This window comes from Pseudoalteromonas sp. GutCa3 (genome assembly GCF_002836155.1).
Taxonomy (GTDB): Bacteria; Pseudomonadota; Gammaproteobacteria; order Enterobacterales; family Alteromonadaceae; genus Pseudoalteromonas; species Pseudoalteromonas arctica.
Genome location: NZ_PJBK01000020.1, coordinates 1 through 14852, shown reverse-complemented (window position 1 = coordinate 14852; position 14852 = coordinate 1). Strand labels below are relative to the sequence as shown.

The 14852-nt window shown below is 37.1% G+C and carries 13 protein-coding genes; 4 read left to right on the top strand and 9 right to left on the bottom strand.

The annotated features are described in order from the left end of the window. Positions 1 to 10 precede the first annotated feature (10 nt). Both CXF64_RS03015 and CXF64_RS03010 read right to left on the bottom strand, forming a co-directional pair. A complete protein-coding gene (locus tag CXF64_RS03015; RefSeq protein WP_101216239.1) occupies positions 11 to 1414 on the bottom strand; it encodes a M28 family peptidase in 1404 nt (467 codons plus the stop codon). 118 nt (positions 1415 to 1532) lie between these two features. Then, entirely contained in the window at positions 1533 to 1925 is a 393-nt protein-coding gene (locus CXF64_RS03010; protein ID WP_101216238.1) for a hypothetical protein, read from the bottom strand. Positions 1926 to 2074: 149 nt separating this feature from the next. On the opposite strand from CXF64_RS03010, the gene CXF64_RS03005 reads away from it, so the two are divergent. Further along, on the top strand, positions 2075 to 2872 hold the full coding sequence (locus tag CXF64_RS03005) for a hypothetical protein (RefSeq protein WP_101216237.1): 798 nt from the start codon (positions 2075 to 2077) through the stop codon (positions 2870 to 2872). 6 nt (positions 2873 to 2878) lie between these two features. On the opposite strand, the gene CXF64_RS03000 is transcribed toward CXF64_RS03005, so the two are convergent. Further along, on the bottom strand, positions 2879 to 3283 hold the full coding sequence (locus CXF64_RS03000; protein WP_101216236.1) for a GFA family protein: 405 nt from the start codon (positions 3281 to 3283) through the stop codon (positions 2879 to 2881). A gap of 248 nt (positions 3284 to 3531) precedes the next feature. Between CXF64_RS03000 and CXF64_RS02995 the strand changes: the two genes are divergently transcribed. Together CXF64_RS02995 and CXF64_RS02990 are read left to right on the top strand one after the other, a co-directional pair. Then, on the top strand, positions 3532 to 4368 hold the full coding sequence (locus tag CXF64_RS02995) for a hypothetical protein (protein ID WP_101216235.1): 837 nt from the start codon (positions 3532 to 3534) through the stop codon (positions 4366 to 4368). A 149-nt stretch (positions 4369 to 4517) separates the two neighbouring features. Beyond that, entirely contained in the window at positions 4518 to 6365 is a 1848-nt protein-coding gene (locus tag CXF64_RS02990; protein WP_101216234.1) for an ABC transporter ATP-binding protein, read from the top strand. A 130-nt stretch (positions 6366 to 6495) separates the two neighbouring features. Here CXF64_RS02990 and CXF64_RS02985 read toward each other — a convergent pair whose 3' ends face one another. The 4 genes from CXF64_RS02985 to CXF64_RS02975 form a co-directional block, all read right to left on the bottom strand. Continuing rightward, positions 6496 to 6915 (bottom strand): MAPEG family protein, encoded by a 420-nt coding sequence (locus CXF64_RS02985; RefSeq protein ID WP_002963227.1) that lies wholly within the window; start codon positions 6913 to 6915, stop codon positions 6496 to 6498. A 189-nt stretch (positions 6916 to 7104) separates the two neighbouring features. Beyond that, entirely contained in the window at positions 7105 to 9009 is a 1905-nt protein-coding gene (locus CXF64_RS02980) for a tetratricopeptide repeat-containing diguanylate cyclase (RefSeq protein ID WP_232783782.1), read from the bottom strand. Positions 9010 to 9122: 113 nt separating this feature from the next. Further along, positions 9123 to 9491 carry a hypothetical protein gene (locus tag CXF64_RS20915; RefSeq protein ID WP_232783781.1) on the bottom strand — a complete coding sequence of 123 codons (369 nt, stop codon included), beginning with the start codon at positions 9489 to 9491 and terminating at the stop codon, positions 9123 to 9125. A 229-nt stretch (positions 9492 to 9720) separates the two neighbouring features. Continuing rightward, positions 9721 to 10863 (bottom strand): endonuclease/exonuclease/phosphatase family protein, encoded by a 1143-nt coding sequence (locus CXF64_RS02975; protein ID WP_198551128.1) that lies wholly within the window; start codon positions 10861 to 10863, stop codon positions 9721 to 9723. Positions 10864 to 11159: 296 nt separating this feature from the next. On the opposite strand from CXF64_RS02975, the gene CXF64_RS02970 reads away from it, so the two are divergent. Further along, on the top strand, positions 11160 to 11831 hold the full coding sequence (locus CXF64_RS02970; protein ID WP_101216233.1) for a hypothetical protein: 672 nt from the start codon (positions 11160 to 11162) through the stop codon (positions 11829 to 11831). A gap of 58 nt (positions 11832 to 11889) precedes the next feature. On the opposite strand, the gene CXF64_RS02965 is transcribed toward CXF64_RS02970, so the two are convergent. Both CXF64_RS02965 and CXF64_RS02960 read right to left on the bottom strand, forming a co-directional pair. Continuing rightward, the gene (locus CXF64_RS02965; RefSeq protein WP_101216232.1) at positions 11890 to 12597 is read right to left on the bottom strand and encodes a response regulator transcription factor; all 708 of its coding nucleotides are present in this window, start codon (positions 12595 to 12597) and stop codon (positions 11890 to 11892) included. Positions 12598 to 12721: 124 nt separating this feature from the next. Continuing rightward, positions 12722 to 14326 (bottom strand): ATP-binding protein, encoded by a 1605-nt coding sequence (locus tag CXF64_RS02960; RefSeq protein WP_101216231.1) that lies wholly within the window; start codon positions 14324 to 14326, stop codon positions 12722 to 12724. Positions 14327 to 14852 lie beyond the last annotated feature (526 nt).

Sequence of the window (14852 nt, the reverse complement as noted above, 5' to 3'; positions counted from 1 at the left end):
AGCCAAACTATTATTTTATATTGTGATCAAACGAACCTACATCACCCGGAAAAACTACTGGAGACTCAATACCGTCTTTACTAACAGAGGCTACACCAAAGTAATAATTATCAATCACTACGTTTTTAAGTGTGTACTGTGAAACCTTCCCAACGTATTTACTAAACTGCCATTGCGGCTCGCTCGTGTAACGCCAATAAATTTTATAGCCAGCAATATTTTCATCACTGCTTTGTTGCCATGAAAACGACGTATCAGCTGTAACAGCGCCCTTTATTTTAACTTCTTTTGGCGGTGCGGGTGCCCACGCCATAGACGCCATCGTTACCGCATTAAGTGAAGTTAACTTAGCCGTATAATCAAAATCAACACCTTCAATGGTATCGCCATACTCAACACCATTTTCAGTGCGTAAATCTTGATGCTGACGATCGTAGTGCTCGTTAGTTTCCATAATACGCACTGCTGCAAAACCTGCATCATTAAATGGGCGATGATGCCCACCACGACCAAATCTATCTAATCGATATACAAGCATTGTATCTAAATTAGGAATGTATCTGTCAGCGATAGTATCTATGTAGCGAGCTAAATTACGACTCGCAGAATCGACTTCACCACCTGTAAAGCGGCGAGTATTAGCTTGTTCTTTTGTTTCTACAACACGGGTACCTTCTGAAAATATACGTGCAGTCGTGTTATTAGTTACCCCATTAATACCGGTAATATTGCCAATCATATCGTTGTTTAAAACGCCATGAACTTGCCAGTTATGCTTTTGTGCATAAGCCGTTAATATTTTACCGCCAAACAAACCTTGCTCTTCGCCCGAAAGCGCCGCGTAAACTACCGAACCATTAAATTTGTATTTACTTAAAACACGAGCTGCTTCTATTACTCCTGCCACGCCCGATGCATTATCGTTAGCACCCGGTGAATCACTCGTAAAGTCCATAACATCACTTACACGTGAATCTATATCACCCGACATCATCACCATGCGATTCGGCTCGCTCGACCCACGTTGAATAGCCACTATGTTAACCACTTCAACAGGATTAGGAATGCGTTTTTCGCCCGATATAGTGTCCTTTACTTCAATAATTTCCAGACAACCACCACACTGCACAGATATTTTTTCAAATTCTTTTTTTATCCAACGCCTAGCCGCACCAATACCTCGCGTATCCGATTTAGTCTCTGAAAGCGTATGGCGAGTACCAAAATCCACCAGCGTTTGAATGTCACTACCGATACGGGTAGCCGACACTTCACTTGCTATATCGTGTAACTTTTGTTGGTCGGTATATTGTAATTGCGTTTCACCATGTGCTGATAATGCAAGTGTGCAAGCGCCTGCAATTGCAGTAAATTTGAGTAACGTTGTTGTGATTTTCAAAGGTGTTTTAAGCATCTATTAGCTCCTAATTATTATAGTGTAACCATTACTTAACTAAGATTTTATGGCAATACATTTGAGGTAGATGTAGAAAGGAGCACGCTAAAGCGCAGTTATAGTAATACTTAGAGAGTTAATTGAGTCGTACAATCAACATAATACCGGTCATAGGAATTAACCCAAACATCCACAGCTTTATTCCTAAAATATATTTTTTAAAGCTCCCTTTATTTATACAAGATCTAACTCTACTTTTATAACCGTTAAAATCACCCAAAATTAAAAACACAATTCCAATTACGATTGCGTAAAATAAAGCACCAATAAGTAAAGGGTTTTGCTTAAAAGTACTGATTATTTTATCTAAGTAGTGAATGTCAAACGTCATAGCTAAAAGAAAACTATATACAGTAGATATCATAGCTAACAATGCTGCAGCATTGATGGCCGTATTTTTATTTCTTGAGTCTAATTTTTTCATCCACTGAGCACACACAAAATGAACAGCGCAAATAAATGTTCTCATTTTCAATCCTTGAATAACGTCTAACTAATTAATTGCTAATACAATATTATATTTTGAGGTTAAATTACAAACCTTGTTACACAATAATCTATTAAAAAATGTGTTTTTCGTGGCACACTGTCATTGTTTATATATTAATAGTTTAAGTTATGCGTCAGCTAAAAGAAGATACAGTTAAAAGTAACCTTATTGAGTCGCAGCAAAGTGCATACGGCCCCGTATGCGTGTATCAAAATAAAGAATACCGGTGGTTAACGCTTGCACAAAAAGCCAATGAAGACATTACAATTCAAGGCGTTATGAACCTTATACACCCTGAGCAAGTAATAGTACCGGTAAACCAGTGTATGATGTTATTTTTACTTAAACCGGTAGATACACTAAATATATTAAATCTAGGTTTAGGCACTGCAGGGTTTGAGCGAATTATGTATCACTTGCAAAGTAGTACGCCTTACATAAACACCATCAATACATTTAACACGGTAGAAATAAACCCAAACATTGCCTTAATTGCTGCCCAGCACTTTAAGTTACCAATTAAGCACAGCACCTATTTACAATGCGCCGAACAATATATTACCCAATGCACTGATCACTTTAACGTAATCACTATCGATATTTTTAGTGGTGAATATCACCAGCCTTTTTTAACCAGCGATAGCTTTTGGCAAAATATAAATAGCTGCAGTGAGCAAAATACGCAAGTAATCATTAATTTAAACCCACAAACTGGCCAAGAGCTGCAAATGCTTTTAGTACTTTTAAGGCAACATTTTAAGTGCTTAGCGATAATAGAGTTTAACGAATACAAAAATATAGTGATCATACTAAGCCAGCAAACATTAATGCATATAAACGTTGATGAAATACAAAACTCACCGGTGTTTATAAATTTTGCACCAAACCTTTATAAAAGTATTAACAGCATTTACCACATTGAATAAAACGCGTTACCGACCAGGTTCATGTTTTTCATAGCACGGTAAGCTTGTTTCTAACTTCTCCCAGTTAGCTTTAGACGTAACAAAATTATGCGATAAAACCTGCTCAGTAATATCGCTATCAAATATTCCTAAACGAATTCGTATTCTGCTTTTGTCATCATTATTGCTACTATAAACCGGCGAGCCACAACATTTACAAAAGTAACGAGTACGCCCTACTTTAAAACTATACTCGCTAAGTATTGCTTGCCCTTTAGTTATTGTGAAGTCATCTGTATTTACAAAGCCATTGGTTGCAAATGCAGTCCCGCTGTTTTTTCTGCACAGTGAACAATGACAATGAATAATGCTGGTTATACTGCCCGACACTTCAACCCTTACCTCACCGCACAAACACGAACCCGTATACATATAACATCCTAACTATTAAATTATTTTAAACTCAGCTGAAATTTGCTGAGTTGATTTAATGGATAAGTTTACTGGTTAATTTTCTGAATGGAATAATAATTTTTGTATCTTCGCAGTTCCCACGCCATTACCTATTGCTTTAATGATTGACATAAAAACATTAAATTGGTTACATAAACTTTACTTTAAAGTTATAGCCAAAACAATAATTGGTTAACCAAAAAACCTAAACTTACTGAGAGCCAATTATGCATTTTAAACACATGTCACTTTTATGTTTGTTAAGCGCGTTAGCGTCGTGTTCAACCATTCAAAAAAATACATCGAGCGATTGGCTACTTATTGATGACTTTGAAAATTCACTTAGCAAGTGGCAGAGTGTCGATACCCAAAATGAAACTAAGCCACAGGTTGAAAACCCACAAATAACAGTTATACAACCAGAACAAGCAAACTCATCAACAAATCATTATTTACTAAAAAAGCCTGCGGCTGAGGGCATTGTAGGAAATCGTAAAGCGCTTTCTTATACAAAACTTCCACAAGCGGTTGAAGTTGGTGACACCTACACATTTTATATGCGTATAAACGTGGCTGCTTTTCCTAATAACCATGCTTTTGGATTAAGCAACCTTACGCCAGAGCTAATTAATAAACATGCATACGATGCGTTTGAGCCTACACTTCGCGTAACCGATAAAACAGAATCAAACGGGTTTGTAAACGATGGCGCTTTAATGGTTAAAACCGACAGCGGGTATAGCAACATTCAAAACTACACTACCAAACAATCGGCCAAGCCACTGCAAACAAATACCTGGTACGACGTATGGTACGTTGTTAATAACGCAGCAGCCTCAGAGCAAGGTCAGCAATATGATGTTTACGTAAAAGGTGGTGAATTTAGCAAGCAAACACTGGTGTATAAAAATGCACAATTTAGAATAAAGCGCGAACAACCTCTTATATATTTTTTAGCAAACTGTAATACAGGCCCAATTAAAAAGCCTTACGGAAATGGTGGCCTCAGATATGACGATTTATACATGAGCAAAGGTACAAACCTAAATAACCCAATGCTATAAAGTCAGTGAAGTGTTTTTAGGTGTTCTTTTATACATAAGTTTATATTAATAACGCTCTAGCATATTCACAATTAATACCTTACAAACCTGCATTTAAAAATACTTAAATGGTATAATAGCCACCATTATTTGCCATTTAAGTTTTTAAAATGTATCGATTATTTGAAAAAATGACAAAAGCATTTCCTGAGGATCAACCTACTCAGCCGCCTTCTACTTTATTTGCTTTTTGTCGTCACTACACCAAAGGAATGGAACTGTCGTTGGTGCTAATGTCAATCAGCGCCGCCATGCTCGCTATTTTAGAGGTTTCTTTATTTAGCTATATGGGGCAGCTTGTTGATTGGTTAACGGCCTACACACCCGAAACCTTGTTTGTAGAGCAAAAGTCAGAACTTATCAAAATGGCTGTTATGCTCTTACTGGTATTGCCCGTAGTCGTATTTTTTCATTCTGCTATTTTGCACCAAGCATTGCTGGGCAATTACCCTATGTCGATTCGCTGGTTAGCGCATCGTTATTTACTGCGCCAAAGTGTGAGCTTTTATCAAAATGAGTTTGCAGGGAGAATAGCCACCAAAGTATTGCAAACCTCTTTAGCCGTTCGCGAAACAGTGACCAAACTACTCGATGTATTAATGTACATAGTGGTTTATTTTGGCTCAATGGTATTTTTAGTTGCCGAAGCTGATTGGCGCTTAATGATCCCTTTACTGGTTTGGTTAGTTTTATACATTTGCGTACAGCTTTATTTTGTACCGCGCCTTAAAAAAATTGCCAGCTCACAAGCCGATGCGCGCTCAGAAATGACCGGTCGAATTGTTGATAGCTACACAAATATTTCTACTATTAAATTGTTTTCGTATACCCAGCGTGAAGAGCAATACGCAAAACAAAGCATGGATGTATTTTTACAGCCTGTGTACAAACAAATGCGCTTGGTAACCAGCCTAAACTTTGTTATTCAAAGCTTAAATTATTTATTAGTATTTTCGGTTACCGCTGTATCACTTTATTTATGGTCGCTTAGTGCAATTAGCGCAGGTGCCATTGCAGTTGCTGTTAGTTTAGCGCTTAGATTAAACGGTATGGCGCAGTGGATCATGTGGGAAATAAGCAGCTTGTTCGAAAACATTGGCACCGTAGCCGATGGCATGAAAACACTGTCTAACCCTATTGAAGTTGCCGATAAACAAAATGCCGATACGCTTAACGTAAGCCAAGGTGCCATTGAGTTTAACAATGTACACTTTAACTACGGAAAAGCTGCAAACGAGACTAATCGAAGCCCAGTAATGGACGGTTTAAACTTAAACATTAAGCCTGGCGAAAAAATTGGTTTAGTCGGCCGCTCTGGTGCAGGTAAATCAACACTTGTTAACTTGTTACTGCGTTTTTACGATACCGACTCAGGAACAATAAAAATTGATGGGCAAAACATCACTGACGTTAGCCAAGAAAGCCTACGCCGCTACATAGCGATGGTTACGCAAGACACTTCCCTGCTTCATCGCTCAGTAAAAGACAATATTTTGTATGGTCGCCCCGATGCAACGCAAGCTGAGATGATCAACGCCACCAAACAAGCCAAAGCACTTGAGTTTATAAACGACTTGGTAGATAGCAAAGGCAACAAAGGCTTTGATGCTCAAGTGGGCGAACGCGGTGTTACTCTTTCGGGCGGTCAGCGCCAACGTATTGCTATTGCACGTGTGCTACTTAAAAATGCACCCATACTTATACTCGACGAAGCCACCAGCGCACTCGACTCAGAAGTAGAAGCAGCAATTCAGGCAAGCCTTGATGATTTAATGACAGGCAAAACAGTAATCGCGATAGCGCATAGGCTCTCAACCATTGCACAAATGGACAGATTAATTGTACTTGATGACGGCGGCGTAGTTGAGCAAGGCACTCATGAAGAACTAATCGCTAAGGGCGGGATTTACGCAGCCCTGTGGACACATCAAACAGGCGGGTTTATAGGCGTCGATTAGCCATTAATATTACCTTACTGTAGACGTGGTTTATATTCTGCTGCTACCTAAACAAAAAAGCGAAGATGCCTTAAAGGCTCTTCGCTTTTTTGTTTAAAGTTATAAATAGAGTTTATAACTTTTTTATAAATTAAGAGATTAGTCTTAACCCTATCATTATCAGCATAACCACATTAGCAAGTACGCCGATTAAAAAAAAGTAACTACGCGGGCTTGGGTTTTTCTCCGTTGCTATAGCGTAGTACAGCGCCATGTGAATTAAACGCGCAATTAAGTACACCCAAATACACATAGCAAAAATCGGGCTTTGATAATTAATTACAAACGCAAATAACACCGTACCTATAAATAATGCGCTGTTTTCAAGCGTATTATGAAACGTACGATGCGCTCTAAATATAAAGCTATCGTGCGATAAATCCTCGTCAATTTTACCTGGTACAGCATTTGGCTCTTTAGCTTTGCTAAAAGTAGCCACAGCCCACTGTACAAGCAACATAATTAAATAGAGATAAAAAGCCAAATAGGCCGAAAGTGCAACTTCAGTCATTACTAAATCCCTTATTTTGTTTTTTAACTTAGTTTAGAATGCAATTTTAAAGCCTAAGTTAATACACTGATATTTAAAGGGTTAATTTAATAAGCCTGATTACATGTGTAAGTAACTCACGACGTTGTATAAAGTTTACTTGTTATGATTTTAAAAATAACATCAAAACTGAGCTGTATACTGCTAGGTTTACTCCGATCTAAAAAGCTTAAACTCTTCAAACGCACAATCCCACAACACAACTTGATTACGACCCAAAGACTTAGCCTCATAAAGTGCTAAATCGGCCTGTTCAATTAACTCAGAAGGTGTTCTGGCTTTAAATTTAATAGACGTAACCCCAAAACTACACGTAACAGGAATATCATCAAATATCGCTTTTTCTACTTTAATACGAATAGCTTCAGCAATACGTATTGCTTGCTCTTGAGTCGTATTGGGTAAAATAATACAAAATTCCTCGCCACCAAAACGGGCAACGCTATCGCTCGTACGTATATTGGCTTGTAAAAGACTGGCAACGCCACAAAGTACGGTGTCGCCAATGCTGTGCCCATAAGTATCGTTAACACTTTTAAAATGGTCAATATCGACCATTAAAATACAATATTCTTCAATCTGAGGTAAATTCAAAAAGTCGCGATTCATAATCTCAAATAAAATGCGGCGGTTATAACAATTGGTTAAAGGGTCTCTCGCGGCCAAATAGTCTAACTCTTCATTACGTTTTTTAGAGGCAATAAAGCTTCGATAAACCAATAAAACAATAGCTAAACAAGCGGCTAATAAAAATGCGAGCGCAATACTCGCGTATTTGTTTTTTGCAAGCTCTAGCTCTGATATAACCCTAGCTTGGCCTGATATTTCAATTTCATTGTTTTTCTTTTCAAGCTCAAGTTGATGGAGTTTTTCTTTTTCTCTTAACGTCTCCAGCTCTATTTCCATTTTGTGAGAATGCAAATGTGCTTTTTCAAGAGCAAGCTTACTTTCGTCTCTTTCGTATTGAATGATTCCGGTCAGGGCTATTTCTTCTTCCGCGTAACGTAGTGATTCATTTATTCGTCCACGCTGTTTTTCTGCTATTCGAATTTCACGATAAGCGTATAGCATATGTAACTTATCATCTATTTCGGTTGATAAAGCGAGTGACCTTTTTAGTAAAGAAATCGCCTCATTTGTATCAATACCAATTAAAATCGCCGCAAGCGCTGTTAGCGACTTTATCTCATAAAGCTTACTGCCCGTTTCTCTGGCGAACGACAACGACTCTTTGTAATACTCTATAGCCTTGTTTTTATTCCCTTGGGCACGATAGATATTAGCAATAATACGCGCTGTTATAGAAATGTAGGATGTAAGATTTTTGGTTTTATAAGTTACGTAAGCTTTCTGAGCAAATTTCATCGCTGATTCTAAGTCGCCAGACTCATAGTTAATAACAGCCATTTCTCTTAAGGCCGACGCGAGCGTTTTTTCCTCGACCACACCTTTTGGTAAATCAATGGTTATTTGATAGAAAATCTCGGCCTGATCAAACTGCTTTAATCGTGTGTATAGCAGCCCCATTTGATTGGATGTTTTAGCAATCCCAAGCACGTTATTTACTTTTTTATAATATAAATATGCCTCATTTATATGCTTAAGTGATTTTTCATAAAGGTTGATATGTCGATAAATAATACCAGCACCTAATAATGCTTTAGCCAAGCCAACAGGATCGTCAATTTCTTTATGTATTTCTAATGCACGAGTGCTGTAATCAAGGGCTAAAACTAAGTTGTCTAAATAGCGCTGCGCTTCTGCTAGTGTATTTAATGTACGCGCCATCAACTTTAAATCATCTAAATTAGTATATATCTCTAAAGCTTTGGTATAAAAATGAGCTGTTTGCTCTCTATTTTCAAGGCGCTTATACGACTGAGCTAATTTTTTATACGTTTCACCTAACTGTTTTTGTATTTGTTCGTCTTTATTTACAAGGTATTTTAAAGCAGATGAATATTGCGTGATCGCGTCATTGTATTTTTTTTGTTCATAAAACGAATCCCCCTTTGTTAGGAGTACTTGTGCTATAAAAAACTCATCGCCATACACAAGCGTTGTTGGTAATAAAGTTTCAATGCGGTTAGCAAGTTCGTCATAACGTTTTTCATCTGATAATATTTTTATATAATTAATAGACGCCTTTATTTGGTTGCGTGAATCATTTAATTTACTGTAATAAGCCGAGGATTGTGAAAAATGATGAAGCGACTCATTAATATTGTTATTTTTTTATTCGCTTTACCTAATAAGTTATGTAATTTTGCGCTGAGTAACGTGTCATCAGCACTTTGCGCTTGTAACAACAACGCCTTACTTAGTTCGATACTTGTTATAACGTCAGTATCCATAAGTAATTCGGCTCTTTTTAGCAGCCCTGCATTAGATTCATTGATTAAACTGTATGAGGTGGTTTCTTGCGCGTAAGCGCTACTTAAACTAATAAACAAAGCAAAAAGCAAAGCTTTCACTAACAATTTAGAATTATAAATTCGATTTACGAAGAAAGTGTGTACTTGCGAAGTTAAGTCCATCTTTCGCGTGTGATACGAGTAAGTGTAAAATTCCATATTTACCATTTTAGTGATTTGTTATTAATTTAATGCAAAAATTCTGGCGATAAAATATACACATAAAGACTGCAGGTCAAGTTTCGCTGCAATATGGGTAATTGTTAATTTATGATTTTAGCATAATTATGCATATTGCAGCTTAATTCTTTTTTAGCTTAATCGTACGCTGTAAGTTATTAAATGAGAAAACCTAGCTTCTTAGTTTAAGGGTAACCAATACAACACCGTGGTCGGTAGTTAAATCATCACGATCGTACTCGGGGTTTATTAAGTGCCTGTCGTAAGTGTTATAAGCGCTTACTTCAAAAAAGCTGTCATCGTAACTAGCGTCAAACTCACACGACAATAAAATGTAATCAAGCACAGAGCTGCTCGCCCCATAATAATGTGTCGGCGGCCTTAACGGTGCAGGCTTTGTTATATTTATATTTTTTACTTGGCTTTTATCCGCTGAATCAATAATCTCGCTGTTATTGCTATCACAATCACTTTGTACATCGTTTGTTATTGCTTCATCGCTAATCACTTCATCATTACTTAGCTGCGACTTAACAAACAAATCCCATGAATCATTTAGACAATATTTAGCGAGGTAGGTTTTAGCGTCAAACGCAGGTGCAAAGCGTAGCGTACTCGTCAGTAAATGGCTTAATACGCCATCCGCAAGTTCATTATTGAAGTCCCCCATTAATAGCATGGGTTGTTGCGTAGCTTCGCGGCGAGTAATCATTTGTATCATTAGCAATGTAGCTTCACTACCACGCTGAATAGTTGAGCCCCAACCACCCGCTACATTCGCTTTTAAAATCTCAATTATGTTTTGCTCGGGCGCTAGCTCTTTGTTGTGTTCATCAACATTAATCATCGGGCGCTTAGATTTAAAATGCACCACATAACAATCAGTATTGCCTATGTGCGGTAAAGTAACGGTCGCTCTCAATACCTTACGACTAAAAGTAAACTCACTATTAAGGCCAAGCGTACTTGCGAGCTCACTATCGTGTTCAACCGCTGCTACCTCAACTATGGGATATTTAGAGGCAATTGCTACCACGGGACGTTTATAAATAAAATCATCAATCACCTCTGGCGTATCAACTACAGCAAAGTAATTATAACCTTGCTCAGCAGCTAGCTCTTTTAACGAATCAATACTAAACACCTCCTGAAAACCAATCACATCAGGCGCATGTTCTGTTAAGTAATCAACAATCCAACGCTGCTTTTTAGCCCACTGCTGCGCGGTATAAATTTTCTCAAACTCATAGTATGCATTGGGTGGCACAAGGTAGTTAAACAGGTTAAATGTGGCTATTTTTAGTTGGGTATTCATGATTCCTGACTCAATGGGACGAATAGAGTTTGCACTTTCTTGCGTACATAACGGGGGAAGATTACTGATAAAATTAGCCTGTATAAAATTAATAAAAATAAGAAGTAACTCACTGCGAAATTGATAAACACATAAAAAATTAACAGCTTCTTACAATTCATGACAATACCAGACAAGCCCTGAGAATTACATGTCTACTGATATGTTAGCCTTTGAGCTATAAATTTACGACTTAAATACCTCATTTCTAGAATCGGTTACTAAATGCAATAAAACTAAAAATTATGGAGATTATTATGAACACCAATAATAAAGGACTACATATTTCATTGTTGTTTGGCTTTGCAACTATTTTAAGTGGCTGTGGTGAAAGCTCAGATGAGCTAGATGATAAATTAACTCATGAGGCAAGAGTATCTTTTGTAAATTCACTAGACTACATGGCCGATCTTCATCTTAAAAAAAGGAACATTAGCACAGGTTATAGCGGCCTATTTGATAACGATACTATTATTTCAGCCGATGTAGCAAGTAACACAGTAAGCACAACTTATCGTTACAGCTATAAAGCAATTAACAATATGATCAATTTAGGTGTTAAAAACAGCATTACCACAAACCAAGAAGAGCGTATAACCAAAACTTTAAGCAATAACGATAACCTATGGGTTATTGCCTGGAAAGCATCGGGCGAACATACTGTTTCGGTGATTAATAAAAAGCAAAACAATAATGCAGACGTGTTTAATGTACGTTTATTTGCTAACGATAATTACACTGTTTTAATCGATAATACTAAAACAATAACCACTGAAAAAGGCAAAATCACCGATTACTTAAGCGTTAACAGCTGCGCTAATGGTTTAAAAATTGCTGATAAATTTATTGATTTATGCACTGGAGATTTTGGCGCTTCTTATTTACTTATTATTGATAAAAACGGTAAACGAGTAATGGCTGAGGAATAACATTTATAGCGCCTTAAATGCAGTAGCTTTAATATGCTACTGCTACAAACCCTATAATTTACCATGCACTTACAACAAACAAATACCCTTTTGAGCGTACCGTTTTAATTTTTAAAGAATTACGCGCATCATCGCCCAATTTTTTGCGTAACTGACTAATATGGTTATCTATACCACGTTCAATACCGTCATAATAATAACCTTTTAACTGTTCAACAATACTATTACGAGACAAAACCGTGCCGGCATTTTTAGCCAGCAGTATTAAAAGGTCGTATTCACCATCGGTAAGTTGCACTGGCAAACCACCTAACGTAACCGTTCTATTGTGGGACGCAATAACGAGTTCTCCAAAGCTGATAAAACCTTTAGCTTGCGTGAGCAACCCAGCAGCTTGCATAGGTTGCTCACGCCTTAAAAACGCTTTAATTTTAGCAAGTAATAAACGAGGTTTTACCGGTTTGAGTAAGTAGTCATCTGCGCCAATTTCAAGCCCAACAATTTGATCAATTTCTTCTTCTCGTGCGGTAAACATCACAATATAACCATTGTACAAAGGCCTAACCTCACGACACACTGTTAAGCCATCTTTTTTGGGCAACATAACATCCAAAATAACTAATGCAGGTTGCCACTGTAGAATAGTTGTAACCGCATCCTCCCCATTAGCCGCTATTTTAACCTCATACCCTTCAAGCGTTAAATACTCATCAATAGACTCTGCCAACGGTAAATCGTCTTCTACAACTAAAATTTTTGGTTTCATAACGTATTCCATGTCATACCTATCGGCTTATATACAGGCTCTATTTAACGATTATAAGATTGATCTCTTACTAAGCAGAGTTATGTGTCTAATCATTTTAACTAATTGCAAACCTATCCGTGAATTACATGTTAGTAGGCCAACGCAAAATAAAAAGTGCGCCACCTAAAGAAGACTCATCAACACTCGCCTCACCACCATGCCAATCTAATATTTGCTTCACAATAGCAAGGCCTAAACCGGTTCCGCCTGTTTGTAAATTACGACTTTCATCTTCTCTGTAAAATGCCTCAAATACCTTTCTTCGAGCTGAGTTAGCAACGCCATCGCCGTCATCCTCTACATATATTAACCAACCTTTCCCTACTTTTTGATAACTTACCTGAATAACGTCTCGCCCATAAGCAATCGCATTTCGAATCAAATTACTTAAAGCTCGGCTCATATAAAACTTATCAAGCAGTGCTTCACACTCAGCATTTTCAAGTAACGTAATTGTTTTTTTTGGGTTTGCTTCTTGCCAAACAATTAGCTCTTGTTTTATCCATTGATTAAGCTCAACGGTTTCTAATGCTAATGTTGGGGCTTCTCTATCAAAGCGAGCGTGGGTAAGCATTTCAGACACAAGTAAATTCAATTCATTTAGCGAAATTTCAATACGATCTAACTGCCCTACCTGATAGTCGTTTGTTGTACTGCCACGAAGTAATTCTAAGTTAAATTCGATACGCGCAATAGGTGTGCGTAACTCATGCGACACCGCATTAACCAAATTTTTATGTGAAGAAATTAAACGCTGTATTTTTTCGGCCATTATATTAAATGTTTTAGATAAGTTATTTAAATGACTAAAACGAATAAGCTTAGCCCGCGTTTCAAACTTACCTTGCCCAAGCAGCGCAGCAACCTTGTTAAGAGATCGCATAGAACGCCACCCGGGAATTAACCAAATAATAATAGGGATCAGTAAAAAAAAGCCGAATATAAAATAAAACACACTCAACATATACACAACTTTACTTTTTAGCTCAGGGCTAAATGGGCCTAGCACAATAACCTGATCGCTATTGCCAATACGTTGCATCACTATATCGGCAGGATACCCAATAAAATCAGAATCGTTTGATGATATAGAAACCATCACGCCCTGTTCTAATTCAGCCATTTGCTGCGATGTGTAATTTAATTCGCTCAAGGTTTTGAGCAACACGGGATATGCAAATTCATGGCTCAGCGAATCAATAACCTGCGGCCACTCTTTTTTAGGGTACTGTATTAACCTATTATTAAGTAAATAAAAAGTGCCCATCATCCAACGCTGTGCTTCATTTACTAAATGCTTAGGCACAGAGTTTGGCTTAACAATAACTAAGAGCTGGCTGTCATCAATTTTTCGATAAACTAAATCAGCAAATGGGTCGCCTAAAATTTTATTTTCTGTAAGTAAGGTGTTTTGCTCGCTCGAAAAATCACGTTGATTATATGCTTGCAAAGAAAGCGCAAAGCCAAAATTAGCCTGTATATTGTTTAAATAAGCTAATCTGTCGTTTTTAGGTATACCTTTAAGTTGGTCGGCAAGTAAATCGGTAGAACCTGATGTTAAAAACTCTAACGCCCATTTTTCAGTGGGATGCCTCACCTTGTTTTCAAATTGCGGAATAATAAATAACTGAATACTCACCACAGAAGAGACAATAATAATTAATAAAAAAAGTAGCGATCTTTTCATGTGTTATTTAAGGTCAATAAGTAAACATAAACCTTATCATAAATTTATATAAATACTATGTGTTGTTCACGTGAACAAATGATTAAATTTATGTCTATGCTATTTAGAGTTTGTAATCCAAGTACAGGCGTAAATTACCTGTATGAATATAAGTAAAGAGGTCACAAATTTGCACGCTCACTCTTTTAGAAAGCTCATCACCAGTTCCTCTTTAAAAGACAATAATAAGCAGGGTCTAAGCTTAATTAGCAACAATTCAAAGCTATTTTTTAGCTCACTCCAGTGTGGTATAAATTTTCTCAAACTCATAATATGTGTTTGGCAGCTCAAGATAATTAAACAGATTGAATTTGTCTATGTTAATTTGGGTGTTTTTTAATATCGACGTTAATATACTTTTTCGTGCTTGATTAGTTGATTGCGCTGATAGTTTCCTTTGAAATTCAAAGTTATTGATAAAATTAGCCTTTATATAATTATAATAAATACAAACTCACTTTTTCCATAACTAAAAATAAGTCACCAA

Bases quoted from the DNA above. Each gene is read 5' to 3' on its own strand.
- CXF64_RS03015 (WP_101216239.1), bottom strand. From the start codon at position 1,414: ATGCTTAAAACACCTTTGAAAATCACAACAACGTTACTCAAATTTACT.
- CXF64_RS03010 (WP_101216238.1), bottom strand. From the start codon at position 1,925: ATGAGAACATTTATTTGCGCTGTTCATTTTGTGTGTGCTCAGTGGATG.
- CXF64_RS03005 (WP_101216237.1), top strand. From the start codon at position 2,075: ATGCGTCAGCTAAAAGAAGATACAGTTAAAAGTAACCTTATTGAGTCG.
- CXF64_RS03000 (WP_101216236.1), bottom strand. From the start codon at position 3,283: ATGTATACGGGTTCGTGTTTGTGCGGTGAGGTAAGGGTTGAAGTGTCG.
- CXF64_RS02995 (WP_101216235.1), top strand. From the start codon at position 3,532: ATGCATTTTAAACACATGTCACTTTTATGTTTGTTAAGCGCGTTAGCG.
- CXF64_RS02990 (WP_101216234.1), top strand. From the start codon at position 4,518: ATGTATCGATTATTTGAAAAAATGACAAAAGCATTTCCTGAGGATCAA.
- CXF64_RS02985 (WP_002963227.1), bottom strand. From the start codon at position 6,915: ATGACTGAAGTTGCACTTTCGGCCTATTTGGCTTTTTATCTCTATTTA.
- CXF64_RS20915 (WP_232783781.1), bottom strand. From the start codon at position 9,491: ATGGACTTAACTTCGCAAGTACACACTTTCTTCGTAAATCGAATTTAT.
- CXF64_RS02975 (WP_198551128.1), bottom strand. From the start codon at position 10,863: ATGAATACCCAACTAAAAATAGCCACATTTAACCTGTTTAACTACCTT.
- CXF64_RS02970 (WP_101216233.1), top strand. From the start codon at position 11,160: ATGAACACCAATAATAAAGGACTACATATTTCATTGTTGTTTGGCTTT.
- CXF64_RS02965 (WP_101216232.1), bottom strand. From the start codon at position 12,597: ATGAAACCAAAAATTTTAGTTGTAGAAGACGATTTACCGTTGGCAGAG.
- CXF64_RS02960 (WP_101216231.1), bottom strand. From the start codon at position 14,326: ATGAAAAGATCGCTACTTTTTTTATTAATTATTATTGTCTCTTCTGTG.